This window comes from Streptomyces albiflavescens (assembly GCF_014645835.1).
In the GTDB taxonomy this organism is placed as follows: domain Bacteria; phylum Actinomycetota; class Actinomycetes; order Streptomycetales; family Streptomycetaceae; genus Streptomyces; species Streptomyces albiflavescens.
This window is the reverse complement of record NZ_BMMM01000002.1, coordinates 475,798-494,214: the sequence shown is the minus strand read 5'-3', so window position 1 is coordinate 494,214 and position 18,417 is coordinate 475,798. Positions and strand designations below refer to the sequence as shown.

Genomic DNA, 18,417 nt, shown 5'->3' with positions numbered 1-18,417 from the left:
GTGCGGCGAGAGTGCGTGCCGGGCGTCGTGACGCCGCGGAGATCCATCAGAAGCCCCCTAAGGCACTGGGGGAGAAGCCGAGAGTTCGGGAGGGCGGGGATGGAGGAGGCGAGGGGCGAGAACCCGCTAACGACCCAGCCCCGCCGCCACCTCTCCCAGCGCCTCCAACACTCTCCCCACCGCGGCTCCCTCCTCCGCCCCGCGCCGCACCGCGGCCACCACATGCCGATGCGGACGCTCCCCCGCGAGCTCCCGCATCACCACACCCTCCCGCCGCACCGCGGCCATCCGCGGCACCAGCGCGACACCCATCCCCGCCTCGACCATCGCGAGGATCGCGGTCCACCCGGCCGCGGAGTGACCCTGATGCGGACTGAACCCGGCCGCCTCACACGCCCCCCGGGTGATGTCCGACCACGGCCCGCTCCCCCCGAAGATCCAGGACTCGGCGGCGAAGTCGGCCAGCCGCACCACCGGCGCGCCGGCCAGCGCGTGCCCATGCGGGAGCGCGAGGTCGAGCGGGTCGGCGAGCAGCGGCACGCGCGTGAAGCGGGAATCCGCCGCGGACGGCGCCTGCGCGGCCAGCGACAGGGCGAGGTCCACCACCCCGGCGCCGAGCAGTTCGTACGCCTCCGCCGCCTCGGCCTCCCGCACCTGCACGGAGATCCCGGGCCGCGCCGCACGCAACGCCCGCACAGCGGGTACGACGAGCGCGGGCACGGCGGTGGAGAAGGCACCGACCCGCACCTCCCCGACCTCCCCGTGCGCGTACGCGGTCAACTCGGCGTCGGCCCGCTCCAGTTGCTCGAACACCGCCTCGGCGTGCCGCAGCACGAGCTCCGCCGCGTCGGTGAGCCGAACCCGCCGCCCCTGTGCCTCCAACAGGGTCACGTCGAGCTGCTTCGCGAGGTTCGTCAGCTGCTGCGACACGGCGGAGGGGGTCATCATCAGCGCCTGGGCGGTCGCGGTGACGGTCCCGCGCTCGCGCAGCGTCCGCAGAATCTCCAGCTTCCTGATGTCCCACTTGTCGTACTCGGCCATGGCGGCAACCTATCCCGCGGCCCGGAGGCCCCGACCTGCGGCGGTTCAGCGGGCCCTGGCGGCGGTGCCCAGGACGACTCCGCCCAGGATCAGGGTCATGCAGAGCAGTTGCGTCCAGGTCGTCCGCTCGGCGAGAAGCAGGTACGACAGGGCGGCGACGCAGACCGGCTGGAGGTAGTAGACGGTTCCGGCGCGGGCCGCGCCGATGAGGGAGATGGCCTTGTTCCAGGCGAAGAAGGCGACCGCGGAGGAAGCGACTCCCACATAGAGGAGAGGGCCGATCGTCGCGGGGGTGGGCGTGAAGGTCCCTTGCGTCCGCACGCTCAGCGCGTACGCCGGGAGCAGCATCACCGTACCCAGGACGAAGATGGTGAACAGGAAGGTGAGGCCGGTGAGTTCGGCGGGCCGGCGGCGCAGGAGCGCGCTGTACGAGGCGAAGCACGTCGCCGCAGCGATCATCCAGAGGTCGCCCGCCGTGAAGTCCACGGCCGACAGCGAACCCTTGGAGACCAGGAGCACGACGCCCGTGCAGGCGATCAGCATCCCGGCGACACGACGCGCTCCGAGACGTACGCCGCCGATCCGCTCGTACACCGCCATCAGGACGGGCGACGCGGCCATGATCATGCCCATGTTGCCGGCGGAGGTGGAGACGCCCGCCTGGTTGACCAGCGTGTTGTACACGGTGACACCGAGCAGGGCGGCGAGGAGGACATGACCGAGGTGACGGCGTACCGGCGCCCGCTGCCGCCAGGCCTCGCGCGCCGCGAACGGGGCGACCGCCACGAGCGCGATGACCCAGCGCCAGAACGCGTGCTGGACGGGCGGCACACTGTCGTGCAGCGCGCGCACGGCCACGAAGCTCCCGGACCAGAGGACCGTGGCGGCGGCCGCGAGGGCGATTCCGAGACCGGTGACCCCCTTCCGCGCTGCGGTGGGGGTCACGCTGTGCGTACGCGTCCGGTCCAGGACTGCCACGAATATCCCTTGCCTCTCGTGTGGTCGGGGAAGCTGCCCGACGGCCGGGGCAGCAGCCCGACTACCGTCGCAAGGCGGGAACCATCACGTCCATCGAATCTTTTCGAGCATTCCTTTCAGTTGAACTGAAAGATCGCGCACCGAGGGATCCCTGCCCGGCGGTCGCGCCCCTTTCGACGGCCGTACGCGGCTCGACGCCGGTACGCCGCTCGACGCCGATACGCGGCTCGACAGCCGTATGCGCCTTGAGCTGGCCGAACACCGTCGCCCCGAACGCCAGCGCCATGCCCGCCAACTGCACCGGCGTCAGCGCCTGCCCCAGCGCCGCCCAGCCGATGACAGCCGCGGTCAGCGGCGAGAGCGGGCCGAGGAAGGTGACTTGGGTGGCGGTGAGCCGGCCGATACCGCGGAACCAGAGCCAGTACGCGACCGCTGTGTTCGCCAGCGCGAGGTAGAGGTAGCCGCCGACCGCCCGGCCGTCCAGCGCGGGCGGCGCACCCTCGACCAGCAGGGCGACCGGCGCGATCAGCAGCCCGCCGGCCGTCAACTGCCAGGCGGTGAGCGCCAGCGGGCCGACCCCGTCCGGCCGCCCCCACCGCTTGGTGAGCACGGTTCCCGTGGACATCGAGGTGGTTGAGGCGAGCGCCGCGAGCACACCCACCAGGTCGAGCGCGCCCGCCGCCCTCAGCACGACGAGGCTGACGCCGAGGGCCGCAATGATGCCGGTCAGGAGCGTACGAAGGGTCGGCCGGTCGCCGAGCAGCAGCACCGACAGGCCCGCGACGAACAGCGGCCCGATCGAGCCGACGACCGCCGCCATACCGCCGGGCAGCCGGTACGCGGAGAGGAACAGCAGCGGAAAGAAGGCGCCGATGTTCAGCGCGCCCAGCACCGCCGCCTTCCCCCACCAGACGCCGCGCGGCAGTACCCGCGCCAGCGCCAGAAGCAGTAAGCCGGCGGGCAGGGCGCGCATCACCGCCGTGAACAGGGGACGGTCGGCCGGCAGGAACTCGGTGGTGACGGCATACGTGCTGCCCCAGGAGACGGGGGCCAGCGCGGTGAGGGCTATGAGGGCGGGGCGGTTGCTGTTCGCGGCCATGAGGGCACCCGGTTTCGACGAGACCAGCAGGGAGCAGGTCGATGGAAAGTAGCTTAGCTGCAAGCTACTTTCTGTCAAGCTACTTCTCGCTGATCTACTTTCTTGCGGGCAACCGATCTTCGGCGGATACTCGCCCCATGAGCACCCCCAAGGATCCCGTCGACGCGATCATCGAGCAGTGGGCCGCCGTCCGGCCGGACCTCGACACCGCCGCGATGGAGGTCTTCGGACGGATCTTCCGGATCTCGCGGGCGATGGGCGACCGGATGGAGAAGGCGTACGCGCGCTACGGCATCGCGCGCGGGGAGTTCGACGTGCTGGCGACGCTGCGCCGCTCGGACGCCCCGTACACGCTCTCACCCCGACAGCTGTCGGCGACGCTCATGCTCACCACGGGCGGCATGACCGGCCGCCTCGACAAGCTGGAACGGGCCGGCCTGCTGCGCCGCTCCCCCGACCCGCACGACCGACGGGGCCTGCAAGTGACCCTGACCGAGAAGGGGTTGACGCTCATCGACGAGGCGGTCGGCGCGGGCCTCGCCGCCCAGACAGAGGCGCTGAACACCCTCGACGCCGAACGGTCCACCCAACTGGCCGACCTGCTGAGGGAGTTGCTGGCTGGGACTCAGGCGCCCGAGCACTAGGGCGCCCCTCTGCTCCCGTATCAGCCCTCCGCACTCCACACTTCGCACTCCGCCGTCGGCCGTCGGCTGACGGCTGACGGCTGACGGCTGACGGCTGACGGCTGACGCCGGGATGGGGCGCGCTCTTGTCGTAGCCCGCCCCAGGCGCTTCACTTGGCCCACCTCCCACAGGAGAACGCCCACTCCCACCTGTAGAAGGGGTAGTTCTTTTGTCAGCCATACGCGCCACCGCCGTCACCGCGGCAGCCTGTGCGGCCGTGCTCACCACCGCACTGCCGTCCTCGGCCATCAACTCCTACAACGCGATGCCCGCCCCCGAGCGCACCGAGGTCGGCGCGCTCGTCGCCACGTGGGACAACGACGACGACCCCGCCACCCCGGACCGGGTCGACTGGGTCTGCTCCGGCACCATGATCGACACGGACACGTTCCTGACGGCCGCGCATTGCACCACCGACTGGCCGGCCAACGTGAAGTTCTACGTGTCGCTGGACCAGGACGTGCAATCCGGGCTCGACGCCGCCGCCAAGAAGTACCCGGGCGACCCGGCCGCACAGGCGAACGCCGTCGCCGTCCAGGGCACCGCCCACACGCACCCCGACTATCCCGGGCCCGCGTCCGACCCGCACGACATCTCGGTGATCGAGCTACCCGCCGCGAAGACCAAGGCCCGCTGGACCTTCACACCGGCGACGCTGCCGACCGCCGGCCAGCTCGGTGCGCTCGGTCCGCAGGGGCTGAACTCGACCGACTGGTTCGTCGCGGGGTACGGCACCCAGGAGGCCGTGAACGGCCCCGGCGGTCAGACCCACCCCGGCGGCGGCGTCCGCATGAAGGCGCCCGTCACGTTCAACGCCCTCAACAACGCGTGGGTGCGTCTGGCCATGACGGCGCCGCAGGGCAACGGTGGCGCCTGCTACGGCGATTCGGGTGGCCCCAACTTTGCGGTGATCGGCGGCAAGAATGTTCTGGCCGCCACCACGATCACGGGCGACACCCCGTGCTACGCGACGAACGTGTCGTACCGCCTGGACACGCCCGGCGCCCGCGCGTTCCTCTCGCCATTCGTGAAGCTGCCGTAGCTCCGCGGCCCCTGAAGAGGCCGGGATGGGCAGACTTCCCTCTCCCCGGCCTCCGAGGCGATCGACGAGGGCGCGTCCTCCCTCACCCCACGTGCGCGACTCCCCTCATCCCACGTGCGCGGCAACCGCGGCCTCGATCGCGGCCGGGTCGGCGGATTCGGCCGCCCAGGCCACGTATCCGTCGGGGCGCACCAGGACGGTCGTACGGCGGTCGCCCGCCCACCGTTCCACGGTCAGCCGGTCCTTGCGGTCCTGCCGGTCGTCGTACGCCTCCGGAGTGATCAGGACGAACCGGCCGCCGCGCAGGGCCTCGTAGAGCCGGCCGATTTCGAGGGCGACGTCCGGGACGCGGGTGCCGGTCAGGCGGTGCGAGCCCCGCGGCGCCCCGTACGCGTACCCGATGCCCGTGATCTGACCCGCCGCCTTGCGACGGGCGGGGCCGACATGGTTGAGGAAGGTGGTGAGCCCGGCGCGCAGCGCCAGCGTCCAGGGGCGTTTGGCCATCGCGAGTCGCACGATGCCGCCGCTGCTGCGCAGCACGGACTTGCCGACGGGGTGGCGCTCGGCCTGGTAGGTGTCCAACAGGGCGGTGTCGGCATGGCCGTTGACGACCAGGGCCAGCTTCCAGCTGAGGTTCGCCGCGTCCTGGAGGCCGGTGTTCATGCCCTGGCCGCCGGCCGGGGTGTGCACGTGAGCGGCGTCCCCGGCCAGGAAGACGCGACCCACGCGGTAGGCGGGCGCCTGGCGCTCGTCGCTGTGGAAACGGGACATCCAGCGGGCGTCGCGCATGCCGTAGTCGCGGCCGAGGGCGAGCCGGGCGATCTCCTTGACCTCGTCGAGTTCCAGCGGCTCACTGTCGGGGACGTCGCGGCCCCGATGCCAGCCGATCACCCGGTAGTAGCCGTCGCCGAAGGGCGCGATGAAGGCGAAGGCATCGCCGACGGCGTCGGCGGTCAGCACCGACTCCGGCTCCTCGTCGAGCCGCACGTCCGCGAGAACGACGGACCGGATGACCGACTTGCCGGGGAACGACAGCCCGACTGCCGCGCGCACCGCACTCCGCATCCCGTCCGTCCCGACGACGTACGCGGCGCGCAACTGCCCCGACTCGCCTTCCCTGCCGCGGACTTCAAGGATCACCCCGTCCGCGTCCTGACTCAGCCCGGTCACCTCGGTCTCGTACACGAACCGCACTCCGGCGTCTTCCGCCCGCCGCTGCAACGCCTTCTCCACCTCGTACTGCGGGATCACCAGGAGCTGGTTGAAACGGGAGGGGAGCGTGTCGAGCGCGACGGTGAGCCCGCCGAAGAGACGGATGCGGTCGAGGGCTTGCCCCTTGCGCTCCAGGCCGTCGGCGAGACCGCGGGCGTCGAGCTGCTCCAGGGTGCGGGCGTGCAGGACAAAGGCGCGGGAGAGGTTGCTGATCTTGTGCGGACGCTTCTCGACGAGGGTGACGGGGACGCCGGCGGTGGCGAGGTCGCCGGCCAGCAGCAACCCGGTGGGGCCGGAGCCGACGACGATGACGCTGCCGGGTGGGACGGCCTTCAGGGTTCGCATGCGCACGACTTCCGCGACTCCCGTGTTTCCCGTGGTGCCCATGGTTTCGATGTTGTGCACGTTTCGCGTGTTCCGCGTGTTGCCGTTCATGGCGGCCTCCTGGTGCCAACGCCCATTGGTCAGCGCCTGCTGACCAGCGCCCGCTTGCCAACACTTGTTGGCCAACGCTTGTTTGCCAACATAGGTTGACATCGCTGGACTGTCAACATGTGTTGGCCTACGGTTGTTGGCATGCCACTCAAGAACCACCCCGCGCCCGCGTCGGCACCGGCGGCGGCCGACGCGCCCGCGCCCCGCCGCTCCGACGCCACCCGCACCGCGATCCTCGCCGCCGCCCGGGAGCGCTTCGCGGCCGACGGCTACGAGCGCGCCACCATCCGCGCCATCGCCAAGGACGCGCGGATCGATCCGTCGATGGTGATGCGCTACTACGGCTCGAAGGAGGGGCTGTTCGCGGCCGTGCTGGACGTCGATCTGCGGCTGCCCGACCCGGCGGCCGTCGACCCGCACGACGTGGGCCGGGTCCTGGTGAGCCACTTCCTGGACCTCTGGGAGGAGAACGAGGTGCTCACCGCGATGCTCCGGGTCGGCGTCACCAACCAGACCGGTGCCGAACGCATGCAGGGCATCTTCAGGGACCAGCTCTCCCCGGTCGTCCAGCGCACCTGCCCCGACCCCGAGCAGGCGCCGACACGGGCAGCGCTGTGCGCCTCACAACTGCTCGGGCTCGCGCTCGCCCGCTACGTCCTGCGGATCGAGCCGGCCGTCGCCCTGCACCGCCAGGAGATCGTGGCGTGGCTGGGGCCGACGGTGCAGCGGTATCTGACGGCGCCGAATCCTTGAGTACGCGCAAAGACACCTCGCTGCGCGCACAAACACGTCGAGGGAGTCCGCGCACCCTGCGGTGCGCGGACTCCCTCGACGGAAAGAGAAAGAGCCGGGGAAAGCCGGGGAATGCCGGGTGAGCCGTGCCGGGCTCAGCCCTGCTTCGCCGGCCTGTCGGACTTGTCCAGGACCATCACGAGGCCGGCGATGATCAGGAACAGCAGGATCGGCGCCACGACGTACAGGCCCAGCGTGTCGACCACGCTCAGGCCGTTGCCGGGGTCGTCACCGTCGTCGCGGGTCAGCGCGAGCGCGGGGGACGACATGAGCAGCATCATCAGCGTCGTACCGGCGGCCAGGGCGCCGGCGCGCAGGGCGTTCTTCTTGTCCACGGTGCAAACGTAGCGAACACCTGAATGAGTCGCGCGCCCGGGGGTGCCGTACGGAGGTCTCAGCGCCCGGCGTGACCGTCTCCGCCGCCACGTGCGCGCCTGCCGCCTCCGGTCCGCGCCCCGGCCCGCACCACTTCGAGCAGCGCGTGCAGCCGGGGCGACGCGGCCAGTTCCTCCAGCGTCACCGGGCGGCCCTCGGCGTCAGCGATGGGCAGGCGCCAGTTGGGGTACTGGTCCCAGGTGCCGGGGAGGTTCTGCGGGCGCCGGTCGCCGATCGCGTCCGGGAGCCAGACGCCGATCATGCGGGCCGGGGTCAGCAGCAGGAACCGGTGCACGGCCTGGATCTCGGCCTCCTCCGAATCCGCGGGGCACCCACCGCTCGCGCCCCACAGCAGCCCGAGCCGGGTGAGCAGCGTCAGCCACTCCCCCGTGTCCGCGGCGGCCGCCGCTCGTTCCTCCTCCAGGGAGCCGGTCAACAGGCCGAGCCGGTCCCGGAGTTCGACGTGGTCGCCGGTGAGCCGGGCGGCGGTGGGCGGCAGGTCGTGGGTGGTGGCGGTGGCCAGGCAGTCGGCCCGCCAGCGCTCGGGGGGCAGGGGGAGCCCGTCACCGTCCCAGTCGCGTTCGAACCACAGCACCGACGTGCCGAGCACCCCGTGCGCCCGCAGCGTCTCGCGCACGCCCGGCTCCACGGTGCCGAGGTCCTCGCCGATGACCAGCGCCCCGGCGCGCGACGCCTCCAGCACCAGGACCGCGAGCATCGCCTCGGCGTCGTAACGGACGTATGTGCCTTCCGTGGGCGGCCGGCCCTGCGGGATCCACCAGAGCCGGAACAGGCCCATGACGTGGTCGATGCGCAGGGCGCCCGCGTGCCGGAAGAGAGCGCGCAGGAGGCGGCGGTACGGGGCGTAGCCGGACGCGGCCAGCCGGTCCGGTCGCCAGGGCGGCAGGCCCCAGTCCTGGCCGCGCGCGTTGAAGGCGTCCGGGGGCGCGCCGACGGACATGCCGGCCGCGAAGTACTCCTGCTGGGCCCAGGCGTCGGCACCGTCCGGGTGCACCCCGACGGCGAGATCGTGCACCAGCCCCACCGCCATCCCCGCGTCGCGCGCCGAGCGCTGGGCGGTGGCGAGTTGGGCGTCGGTGAGCCAGGCGAGACGGGTGTGGAAGTCGACGCGGTCCATCAACTCACCGCGGGCCCGGGCGGTTTCCGGCGAGCGGGGGTCGCGCAGTCCCTCGGGCCACCGCCGCCAGTCGGGGCCGTACACCTCGGCGAGCGCGCACCAGGTGGCGTGGTCCTCCAGGGCCTCACCCTCCTCGGCGAGGAAGTCGACGTACGCGGCCCGTCTGCCGGGCCCGAGCGGCACGGCGCGCACCAGTTCCAGCGCCTCGCGCTTGAGCTCCCACACGGCGTCGCGGTCGATCAACGCGCCCTTGCGCAGCACGGATTCGCGCAGCCGCTCGGCGCGCTCCAGCAGCGTAAGCACCCGGTCGGGCTCGTCGACGTACGCGAACTCGGGGATGTCCTCGACCCGCAGGTGCACCGGGTCGGGGAAGCGGCGGGAGGAGGGCCGGTAGGGGGAGGGGTCGGTGGGAGTGCCGGGTACGGCCGCGTGCAGCGGGTTGACCTGCACGAATCCGGCGCCGAGCGCACGGCCGGCCCAGGCGGTCAGTTCGGCGAGGTCGCCGAGGTCGCCCATGCCCCAGGAGCGCTGGGACAGCAGCGAGTAGAGCTGGACGAGGAGGCCGTACGTGCGTCCGGGCGGCGTGGGCAGCCGGGCGGGCGCGACGACGAGGTGGGCGTCGGCAGTGCGGCCGTCGGGGGCGGTGGCGCGCAACGCATGGACGCCGGGCGGGAGTTGTTCGGCCGAGGCGCGGGTCTCGCCCTGTTCGGTCGTGATGCGCAGCCGGGTGCCCTTCGGCAGTTCGGCCAGCTCGGCGGGGGCGCTGCCGTCCCAGCACACCACCGTCGGCGGCAGCAGCCGCTCGCTCACCTCGGCCTCCTGCGCTGCGAGGGCGGCGCTCACGGCGTCCGGGGTGCTCGCGTCGACGCCGAGTGCCGCCAGGGCCGCGACGAGCGCCGTGTCCGAGGCCGCGACCGTACGGTCCGGGGACGGGCTGTAGGAGGTGGCGACGCCGCGCAGTTCGGCGAGCCGGGACAGGGGTGTCGAAGGCGTCGTCTGCGGCGGGTCGGCGGGCCGGGGTGGCGCCATCTAGATCCCCGAGGCGGCGCCGGTGGAGGTCGGCTCGCTCGTCAGGTGCGCGGCGTCTGCCAGCGGCGGCTCGCTGGTGAGCGGTTCGGCGTCGGGCAGCGGGGGTTCACTGGTCAGCGGAGCCTCCGCGCAGGCGCCTTCCGCGCTGAGCAGGCACAGATGGGCGCCTTCGGGTTCGACGGACATATCCGTCTCGCGTTTGGAGAGGGCCGAGAGCAGAAGGTGTGCCGATGCGGCCACGGGGGCCTCCTTGTCGAGTCTGGCGGTCTTGGACCTGTCTGGCGGGATACCGCAGCCCTACCCAGCGGGCGCGATCGCAGACGTACGCGGACGAACAACGTGCTTCTGGTCACATTCTGCCCCCATGTCGCACCTCCGGATTGGGGTAAACAGGGCACTTGGGCCACTCTCGTTGACACCCTCACCACGCGGATGGTGGGCTCGAACCCTCTCCGGCACGGCCGTCGGGGGGCGAGCTACGAGGAGGCGGAGCGTGCAGCTCCTGCGTGGGAAAGGGGCGGCCGCCGTCGCGTTCGCCGTCGTCGCCGGCGCGCTGGGTTCGGCTTCCGCCGTCGCCGCACCGCCCGCGCCCACGGCTTCCGCGGACGACCGCGACCCCATCGAGAGCGGACTGCCCACGGTCTGGCCCCGCCCGCAGTCCCTCCGCGCGGGCGGCACCCCCGTCGCGGTCACGGACGAGGTCGTCCTGGTGACCGACGCGACGACCGATCCGTACGCCGTGGACGCGCTGCGCACGCTGCTTCGCCAGGCAGGCGCGCGCGAGATCGCGACCGCGCGCGAGGGGGACGAGCTCCCCGCGCGTGCGCTGGTGGTGCGTGCGGGCACGGAGACGGCGTACTCGCGCCGACAGGGCACCCAGGGGGCGTACTCCTTCGGCGGGCACGCCGGGAGCGCGACCACCGATGGGGCGCACGCCATTGGTCCGCGCGCCGCCTCGAGCGACTTGGAGCGGGCGCTCACGGCACTCGGCGCCGCGCCCCGCACCGACCTACCCGCCGGTGGCTACCGTCTGGCCGTCGGCCGCACCGGCGGCCGTGACACCGTCGCCCTCGCGGGAGTCGGCGAGGACGGGCTGTTCCACGCGGTGCAGACGCTGCGGCAGCTCGTCGGCGCCGACGGCAGGGTCGCGGGCGTCGTCGTCCGTGACTGGCCCGGCACCGCGGTGCGCGGCACCACCGAGGGCTTCTACGGTACCCCCTGGACCCGCGAACAGCGCCTCGCCCAGCTGGACTTCATGGGCCGCACCAAGCAGAACCGCTCGGTGTACGCCCCTGGTGACGACCTCTACCGCCAGGCGCGCTGGCGTGAGCCGTACCCCGCCGACCAGCGGGCGGACTTCCGGGAGCTGGCGGACCGGGCGCGCCGCAACCATGTCACCCTCGCCTGGGCGGTGGCCCCGGGCCAGGCGATGTGTTTCTCCTCGGACGCGGACGTGAGGGCACTGACGCGCAAGCTCGACGCCATGTGGGCGCTCGGCTTCCGGGCCTTCCAGCTCCAGTTCCAGGACGTCAGCTACAGCGAGTGGCACTGCGACGCGGACGCCGACACGTTCGGCTCCGGCTCCGAGGCGGCCGCGAAGGCGCAGGCCCGGGTGGCCAACGCGGTGGCCCGGCATCTCGCCGAACGCCACCCGGACGCCGCCGCGTTGTCCCTGATGCCGACCGAGTACTACGAGGACGGCTCGACGACCTACCGTCAGGAGCTGTCGAACGCCCTGGACGAGGACGTCGAGGTCGCGTGGACGGGCGTCGGTGTCGTGCCGAGGACGATCACCGGACGCGAACTGGCCCGCACCCGCGAGGCGTTCGGCGGGCACCCCCTCGTCACCATGGACAACTATCCGGTCAACGACTACGCGCAGGACCGGGTGTTCCTCGGCCCGTACCAGGGGCGCGAGCCGGCGGTCGCGAGGGGTTCGGCGGCCCTGCTGGCGAACGCGATGCCCCAGGCCGAAGCCTCCCGCATCCCGCTGTTCACCGCCGCCGACTACGCCTGGAACCCGCGGGACTACCGCCCCCAGGAGTCCTGGAAGGCCGCGATCGACGACCTCGCGGACGGCGACGCGCGACGCGGGGACGCGCTGCGCGCCCTGGCCGGAAACGACGCCTCCTCCGTCCTCGGCGGCGAGGAGTCGGCCTATCTGCGCCCGCTCGTCGAGGCATTCTGGCAGGCCCGTACGACCACGGACCGGGCGGCGAACGAGACGGCGGCCGAGCGGCTGCGCGCCGCGTTCACAGTGATGCGCGAGACCCCGGAGCGGCTGGCCGACGACTCGCTGGCGGCCGAAGTGACGCCCTGGACCGAACAGTTGGCGCGCTACGGCGAGGCCGGCGAAACGGCGGTCGCCATGCTGCGCGCCCAGTCGAGCGGGGACGCCACCACGGCCTGGACGGCATACCGCACCCTCGACCGGCTGCGCACCGAGCTCGCGGCGAGCCGGGTGACGGTCGGCAAGGGTGCGCTGGACCCGTTCCTGGCGAAGGCCCGGACGGCGTACGAGACATGGGCGGGCCTCGACCACGAGCCGAGCCCCGACCGCGGCGCGACGGCGGACGGCCGCACCGTCCGCTTCCCGCGCACCCGCGAGGTCACCGCGGTGAGCGTCCTCACCGACCCCGGCACCAGCGGCTCCGTCGAGGCCCATGTCCCGGGCGAGGGCTGGCGGCACCTCGGCTCCCTCTCGACCGGGGGCTCGACGGAGGTCACGGCGGCGGGCGTGTACGCGGACGCGCTCCGCGTCACCGGTCCCGCGCCCTCCCGCGTACGCCATCTCGTGCCTTGGTTCGCCGACTCCCCTGCCGCCGCGGTGGAGTTGGCCCGCTCCACGACCGACGTGGAGATCGGCGGCACACAGCGGGTGCCGGTCCGGCTGGCGTCGCTGCGCCCCGCCGACGTCCGCGGCGAACTGACGGCGAAGGCACCGAAGGGCATCAAGGTCAAGGTCCCCGCCAGTGCCTCCACCCTCCCCCGCGGAACCTCCGTCGACCTCCCCGTCGAGGTGACCGTGGAGCCGGGGACGCCGTCGGGAACGTACGAGGTCACCGTCACCTTCGGCCCGGAGACCCGCACGCTGACGGTCCGCGCCTTCCCGCGCACGACGGGCCCCGACCTGGCCCGCACCGGCGTCGCGTCCTCGTCCGGCGACGAGACCCCCGACTTTCCGGCGTCCGCGGCGAACGACGGTGATCCGGGGACGCGTTGGTCGTCGCCCGTCGAGGACGGCGCCTGGTGGCAGGTGCGGCTGGCCGAGCCGGCCCGCCTCGGCCGGGTCGTCCTGCGCTGGCAGGACGCGTACCCCTCCTCGTACCGCGTCCAGGTCTCCGCCGACGGCCGCGTCTGGCGCACCGCGACGACCGTCGACGACGGTCGCGGCGGCCGCGAATCCCTCCGCTTCGACGAACGCGACGTCCGGTACGTACGTGTCCAGGGGGTCAAGAGGGCGACGGAGTACGGGTACTCACTGTGGTCGGTGGAGGCGTACGCGGTGGCTCGCTGACATGTCACGGTCCCGCTGCGGCGGGACTTTTTCTTCGCTCACTATTCACTCACTACATATATCGAGTGCATAATGATCTCCATGAGCACCCGTCACATCCTGTTGGGGCTGCTCGCGGGAGGGCCCAGCCATGGGTACGACCTCAAGCGACGGCACGACGAACGCTTCCCGCAGGCCCGCCCGCTGGCCTACGGGCAGGTCTACACGACCCTGCAGCGCCTGGTCCGCGACGGTCTCGCCGAGGTCGACGGCACCGACTCCGACGGCGGTCCGGAGCGGACGCTGTACCGCTCGACCGACGACGGATCGCGTGAACTGGCCCACTGGGCCGGGGAGATCGCCCCACCCGCGCCCTTCGTGACGAACGAGATCTTCGCCAAGGTCGTCGTCTCGATCCTCGCCTCGGCAGACCCGGCCGGCTATCTGCGGGCGCAGCGCGCCGCCCACATGGCGCGCATGCGCGAGCTCACCGCGGTGAAGACGGCGCCCGGCGCCGATCTCGCGAGCGTCCTCTCGGCCGACTACGCCCTCAACCACCTCGACGCCGATCTCCGCTGGATGAACACCACGGCGGCCCGGCTCACCACCCTGACCGCGGAGGTCGACGCAGCATGAGCAACCCACTCCTGGCGGCCCGGAGCCTCGTCAAGGCGCACGGCTCCACCCCTGCGCTGCGCGGCGCATCGGTGGACCTGCGCGCGGGCGAGATCCTGGCCGTCACCGGGGCCAGTGGCAGCGGCAAGTCCACGCTGCTGCACTGCCTGGCGGGCATCGTCCGGCCCGACACCGGCACGGTGGAGTACGCCGGTGAGCGCCTCGACCGGCTGCCCGAGAAGCGGCTCAGCGAGCTGCGGCGCACCGACTTCGGGGTGGTGTTCCAGTTCGGGCAGCTGATCCCCGAGCTGACCGCCGTCGACAACGTGGCGCTGCCCCTGCTGCTCGCGGGCACCCCGCGTACGGCGGCTCGGGAGCAGGCCGGTGAGTGGCTGGAGCGGTTCGGTGTACGCGGGCAGGAGGCCCTGCGGCCCGGCGAGATGAGCGGCGGCCAGGCCCAGCGGGTCTCGCTCGCCCGGGCTCTGGTCACCGGCCCGAAGGTCGTCTTCGCGGACGAGCCGACCGGCGCGCTCGACTCCCTCGCCGGGGAACAGGCGATGACCGCGCTGATCCACACGGCCCGCGAGTCCGGCACGGCGGTCCTGCTGATCACCCACGACGCCCAGGTGGCGGCGTACGCGGACCGGGAGGTGTCACTGCGGGACGGGGTGGTGACGGCGGAGTGGGCGGCCGGTGCGCCCGCGGAGGGCGCGGCCGGCACCGCTGCCGAGCCGTCGGCGGAGGCCACCCGATGACCACCGTTCCCACCCCCGTCCGGATCCCGGCCCACGCCCACACGGCCCGGCCTCGGACAGCGCCACCGACCGCCGTCATCCGCCGCAACTCCCAGGAGGCCGCCGGATGACCACCGACCCGGCACCCGTCCGGAACCCGACCCTCGCCGACAGGGCCCGGCCCCGGCCGACACCACCCACCGCCGTAACCCCGCGAGACACCCAAGGCCGCCGGACGACCACCGACCACGCCGGCGTCAGATTCCTGACCCACGGCGACACCGCCCGGCCCCGGCCGACACCACCGGCCGCCCTCACGCGCCGTCACGCCCAGGAGGCCGCCCGATGATGACCGACCTGCGACTTGCGCTGCTGCTCACCCGTGGCTCCGACCGGCGGGAGTGGTGGCGGGTCACGCTCACGGCGGTGGGGGCCGGGCTGGCGACGGGCTTCGGGCTGGCCGCTGCCGCGGTCGCCTCGCTCGACGGGCAGTACAACGTGTCCCTGGCCAACGGCCTGCTCGATCAGCCCGGCGAGCGTGCGGGCATCGTCCTCACGCTGCTGCTCCTGCTGGTCCCGGTACTGGGCTTCCTCGGTCAGTGCGCCCGCATCGGCGCCGTACACCGCGACCGGCGGCTGGCCGGGCTGCGCCTGGCGGGGGCCTCCCCGGCCCAGGTGCGGCGGATCGCCGCGCTGGAGGCGGGGCTCGCATGCCTCGCGGGGTCGGCGGTCGCCACCGTCTTCTCCGCGCTGCTCCTGGTGAGCGAGTGGCAGCGTCCGCCGGCCGTCGTCTGGGCCGGATTCGTGGTGATCGCGTCGGCCGTGCCCCTGCTGGGCGCGCTGGTGAGCGCACTCGCCCTGCGCCGCGTGGTCGCCTCGCCGCTGGGCTGGGTGCGGCGGGTGCGCCCGAGCGGCGTCCGGGGCCCGGGCCTCGCGTTCCTGGCGGCGACGCTGGTGATCCTCGTCACCGGGCTCGCCATGGCCCCGGGCAACTTCGGCGGGTTCGGCACGGCTCCGCCGCTCGTCTTCACCGTGGTGATTCTCACGGGCCTGGGCGCGGTGTGGGTGACGGGCGTCACCGCCCGGTTCACGGGCCGCGTCCTCGCGGACCGGACCGGGAACCCTGCGATCCTGATCGCGGCGGAACGCCTGCGCGACGACCCGTGGGCAGCCGCCCGCACCCATGCCGCCGTCCTGCTGGTGACCGTCGTGGGGACGGGCTTCATGGGCGTACGGCAGGTCCTGCTCGACGATCTCGACGGGCGCGATCGCCGCATGCTGGCGGAGGACATGTCCTTCTACACCACCGGCGTCAATCTCACCGGCGCGGCCATCCTGATCGCCCTGGCGATCACCCTGTCGGGTCTCGCCGTGGGCACCGCCGAGTCCCTCGCCACCCGCCGCCGGGGCCTGGCCGCGCAGGCCGCCGCCGGGGTGCCGCAGGCGGTGCTCGGCCGGGCCCTGCTGCTGGAAACGGCCCTGCCGCTCGCTCCCGCGGTCGCGCTGGCCGGCGTAGGAGGCACGGGGATCGGCGTCTGGTACGGACAGCTCGCCGGTGGCGGTTCAGTCCCGGTGCTGCCGGCACTCGTCCCCGTGATCGTCTATGCCGCGTGTCTGCTGGCCGCGGCCACGTCCCTGCCGCTGCTGCGCCGTTCCCTGCACCCGGCGGAACTGCGTTACGCCTGATCAGGGGGCATGGCCGGCTCCCCGGGAGGCACGGGGGTCCTCCTGGGGAGCCGGAACGGGGGCGGCAGCCGATGCTGCCGGGCAACACAAAGGCCCGGATCGTCAGGCGGAAATGCCGTCGATCCGGGCCATCGCGTCATCCGCGCCGTACGGCTGCAGATATGGCAGCCAGCGCGGGTCCCTATGCCCGGTTCCGATGATGCGCCACGCGAGCCCCGTCGGCGGGGCGGGTTTGTGGCGCAGGCGCCAGCCGATCTCGACCAGGTGACGGTCGGCCTTGACGTGGTTGCAGCGGCGGCACGACGCCACCACGTTGTCCCAGACGTGCTGACCCCCGCGGCTGCGCGGGATGACGTGGTCGACGCTGGTTGCGACGCCACCGCAGTACATGCACCGGCCGCCGTCGCGGGCGAACAGAGCTCGCCTGGTCAGCGGAACGGGCCCCCGGTAAGGGACCCGCACGAACCTCTTCAGCCGGACCACGCTGGGTGCGGGGACAGTAACGGTCGCGCTGTGCATGAAGGCGCCGGATTCCTCGAGAGAGACGGCCTTGTTCTCAAGGACGAGGACGAGCGCGCGGCGGAGCGGTACGACGCCGAGCGGCTCGTACGACGCGTTGAGGACCAGGACATGCGGCACGGATGCCTCCTTGGGCGTCGGCGGCGCGTGGCTCGCGCCGGGACGATCTGTAGTCAGTCTCCCCTCATGCCTGGTGGAAGCGCCACCATGTCCCGGTAACGGGCTGGGAGTGTTTTCGACCACACCTGTTTTCTCCCCGGGATCACGACCTCTTCATCCGCAGGTGAGCACAGTCTCTCCTTCGAACATCGCAACGATCCACACACGATGCCCCGTTAGTGTGGTGGGTCTGTCCGACCGGTGCCCCTCATGTGTCCCTGCCGCGGGCAGACCGCTACGCCTGGAGGTTGCTGCCGTGTCCCTGCCCGTCCTATTGACCGTCGGTTCGACGCCGTCGCCGTCCCCCTCGACGTCGACGGACCCGGCGGTCGCCACCATTCAGGACGCCCAGGAAAGTGCGACCAACGCCGCCAGCTGGGTCCAGCAGAACTGGTCCACCTGGCTCGCCATCGGTCTGCGGGTGCTGTTGATCCTGGTGATCGCGGCGGTACTGAGAGTGGTCGTCCGGCGGGCGATCACCAAGCTGATAGAACGCATGAACCGCACGGTCCAGGCGGTCGACGGCACGGCCCTCGGCGGCCTCCTGGTGAACGTCGAGCGCCGCCGCCAGCGCTCCCAGGCGATCGGCTCCGTCCTCCGCTCGGTGGCGTCCTTCCTGATCATGGGCACGGCCGCGCTGATGATCCTCGGCACGTTCGAGATCAACCTGGCCCCGCTGCTGGCCTCCGCGGGTGTGGCCGGTGTCGCGATCGGTTTCGGCGCGCGCAACCTGGTCACCGACTTCCTCTCCGGCGTCTTCATGATCCTGGAGGACCAGTACGGCGTCGGCGACACGATCGACGCGGGCGTCGCCTCCGGCGAGGTCATCGAGGTGGGCCTGCGCGTGACCAAGCTGCGCGGCGACAACGGCGAGATCTGGTACGTCCGCAACGGCGAGGTCAAGCGCATCGGCAACCTCTCCCAGGGCTGGGCCACGGCCGGCGTCGATGTCACCGTCCGCGCCTCGGAGGACCTGGACCGCGTCCAGTCCGTGCTGAACGAGGTCGCGGAGAACATGAGCAAGGACGAGCCCTGGAACGAGCGCCTCTGGGGCCCGATCGAAGTCCTCGGCCTCGACAGCGTCCTGCTCGACTCCATGGTCGTCCGCGTCTCGGCCAAGACGATGCCCGGCAAGGCCCTCTCCGTGGAGCGCGAGCTGCGTTGGCGCATCAAGCGTGCCTTCGACGCCGCCGACATCCGCATCGTGGGCGGCCCTGTGCCGGAGCCGGAGGATGACCCCGCTCCCGACCCCACGGAGAGCGTCGCGGCCCCGTCGGCCCTCGCGAACCCGGCGTCACCTCAGGTCGCGGCTGCCGCGCCGATCACCGCGCCGAGCGCTGCGTCGAGCACCCCCGCGAGCACACCGAAGTAGCACCGCGTACG

The 18,417-nt window shown here is 72.5% G+C and carries 16 protein-coding genes; 8 read left to right on the top strand and 8 right to left on the bottom strand.

Annotated features, from left to right (window positions below):
• Positions 1-126 precede the first annotated feature (126 nt).
• From IEY95_RS07160 to IEY95_RS07150, 3 genes are all read right to left on the bottom strand, one after another.
• Positions 127-1,041, bottom strand: coding sequence for a LysR substrate-binding domain-containing protein (locus IEY95_RS07160; protein ID WP_189185022.1), 915 nt, complete (start codon positions 1,039-1,041; stop codon positions 127-129).
• A gap of 45 nt (positions 1,042-1,086) precedes the next feature.
• Positions 1,087-2,010 carry a DMT family transporter gene (locus IEY95_RS07155; RefSeq protein WP_229702749.1) on the bottom strand — a complete coding sequence of 308 codons (924 nt, stop codon included), beginning with the start codon at positions 2,008-2,010 and terminating at the stop codon, positions 1,087-1,089.
• A 70-nt stretch (positions 2,011-2,080) separates the two neighbouring features.
• A complete protein-coding gene (locus IEY95_RS07150) occupies positions 2,081-3,118 on the bottom strand; it encodes an EamA family transporter (RefSeq protein WP_189185020.1) in 1,038 nt (345 codons plus the stop codon).
• Between the two features lie 137 nt (positions 3,119-3,255).
• Between IEY95_RS07150 and IEY95_RS07145 the strand changes: the two genes are divergently transcribed.
• The gene (locus IEY95_RS07145; RefSeq protein WP_189185019.1) at positions 3,256-3,762 is read left to right on the top strand and encodes a MarR family winged helix-turn-helix transcriptional regulator; all 507 of its coding nucleotides are present in this window, start codon (positions 3,256-3,258) and stop codon (positions 3,760-3,762) included.
• 209 nt (positions 3,763-3,971) lie between these two features.
• Entirely contained in the window at positions 3,972-4,844 is an 873-nt protein-coding gene (locus IEY95_RS07140) for a trypsin-like serine protease (RefSeq protein ID WP_189185018.1), read from the top strand.
• A 105-nt stretch (positions 4,845-4,949) separates the two neighbouring features.
• Here IEY95_RS07140 and IEY95_RS07135 read toward each other — a convergent pair whose 3' ends face one another.
• Complete coding sequence (locus IEY95_RS07135) at positions 4,950-6,401, bottom strand: FAD-dependent monooxygenase (RefSeq protein ID WP_189185421.1); 1,452 nt, start codon at positions 6,399-6,401, stop codon at positions 4,950-4,952.
• Between the two features lie 231 nt (positions 6,402-6,632).
• Here IEY95_RS07135 and IEY95_RS07130 point away from each other — a divergent pair, with 231 nt between their 5' ends.
• Entirely contained in the window at positions 6,633-7,244 is a 612-nt protein-coding gene (locus tag IEY95_RS07130) for a TetR/AcrR family transcriptional regulator (RefSeq protein ID WP_189185017.1), read from the top strand.
• Positions 7,245-7,378: 134 nt separating this feature from the next.
• Here IEY95_RS07130 and IEY95_RS07125 read toward each other — a convergent pair whose 3' ends face one another.
• Genes IEY95_RS07125 through IEY95_RS07115 form a run of 3 tightly spaced genes read right to left on the bottom strand, consistent with a single transcriptional unit; the run spans position 7,379 to position 10,065 of the window.
• Positions 7,379-7,618, bottom strand: a complete 240-nt coding sequence (locus IEY95_RS07125; protein ID WP_189185016.1) for a hypothetical protein — start codon at positions 7,616-7,618, stop codon at positions 7,379-7,381.
• Between the two features lie 59 nt (positions 7,619-7,677).
• Positions 7,678-9,825, bottom strand: coding sequence for a 4-alpha-glucanotransferase (malQ, locus tag IEY95_RS07120; RefSeq protein ID WP_189185015.1), 2,148 nt, complete (start codon positions 9,823-9,825; stop codon positions 7,678-7,680).
• Complete coding sequence (locus IEY95_RS07115) at positions 9,826-10,065, bottom strand: hypothetical protein (RefSeq protein ID WP_189185014.1); 240 nt, start codon at positions 10,063-10,065, stop codon at positions 9,826-9,828.
• A gap of 253 nt (positions 10,066-10,318) precedes the next feature.
• Between IEY95_RS07115 and IEY95_RS07110 the strand changes: the two genes are divergently transcribed.
• The 4 genes from IEY95_RS07110 to IEY95_RS07095 all read left to right on the top strand — a co-directional run bounded on the left by IEY95_RS07110 (position 10,319) and on the right by IEY95_RS07095 (position 16,356).
• A complete protein-coding gene (locus IEY95_RS07110) occupies positions 10,319-13,342 on the top strand; it encodes a glycoside hydrolase family 84 protein (RefSeq protein WP_189185013.1) in 3,024 nt (1,007 codons plus the stop codon).
• 81 nt (positions 13,343-13,423) lie between these two features.
• Positions 13,424-13,957: a PadR family transcriptional regulator gene (locus IEY95_RS07105; RefSeq protein ID WP_189185012.1), complete on the top strand. Its 534-nt coding sequence runs from the start codon at positions 13,424-13,426 to the stop codon at positions 13,955-13,957.
• Positions 13,954-14,691 carry an ABC transporter ATP-binding protein gene (locus tag IEY95_RS07100; RefSeq protein WP_229702641.1) on the top strand — a complete coding sequence of 246 codons (738 nt, stop codon included), beginning with the start codon at positions 13,954-13,956 and terminating at the stop codon, positions 14,689-14,691. Before IEY95_RS07105 ends, IEY95_RS07100 begins: the two co-directional genes overlap by 4 nt.
• A gap of 324 nt (positions 14,692-15,015) precedes the next feature.
• Positions 15,016-16,356 carry an ABC transporter permease gene (locus tag IEY95_RS07095; RefSeq protein WP_189185011.1) on the top strand — a complete coding sequence of 447 codons (1,341 nt, stop codon included), beginning with the start codon at positions 15,016-15,018 and terminating at the stop codon, positions 16,354-16,356.
• Between the two features lie 102 nt (positions 16,357-16,458).
• Here IEY95_RS07095 and IEY95_RS07090 read toward each other — a convergent pair whose 3' ends face one another.
• Positions 16,459-16,995 (bottom strand): HNH endonuclease, encoded by a 537-nt coding sequence (locus IEY95_RS07090; RefSeq protein ID WP_189185010.1) that lies wholly within the window; start codon positions 16,993-16,995, stop codon positions 16,459-16,461.
• Between the two features lie 295 nt (positions 16,996-17,290).
• Between IEY95_RS07090 and IEY95_RS07085 the strand changes: the two genes are divergently transcribed.
• Entirely contained in the window at positions 17,291-18,406 is a 1,116-nt protein-coding gene (locus IEY95_RS07085; RefSeq protein ID WP_189185009.1) for a mechanosensitive ion channel domain-containing protein, read from the top strand.
• Positions 18,407-18,417: the final 11 nt, after the last annotated feature.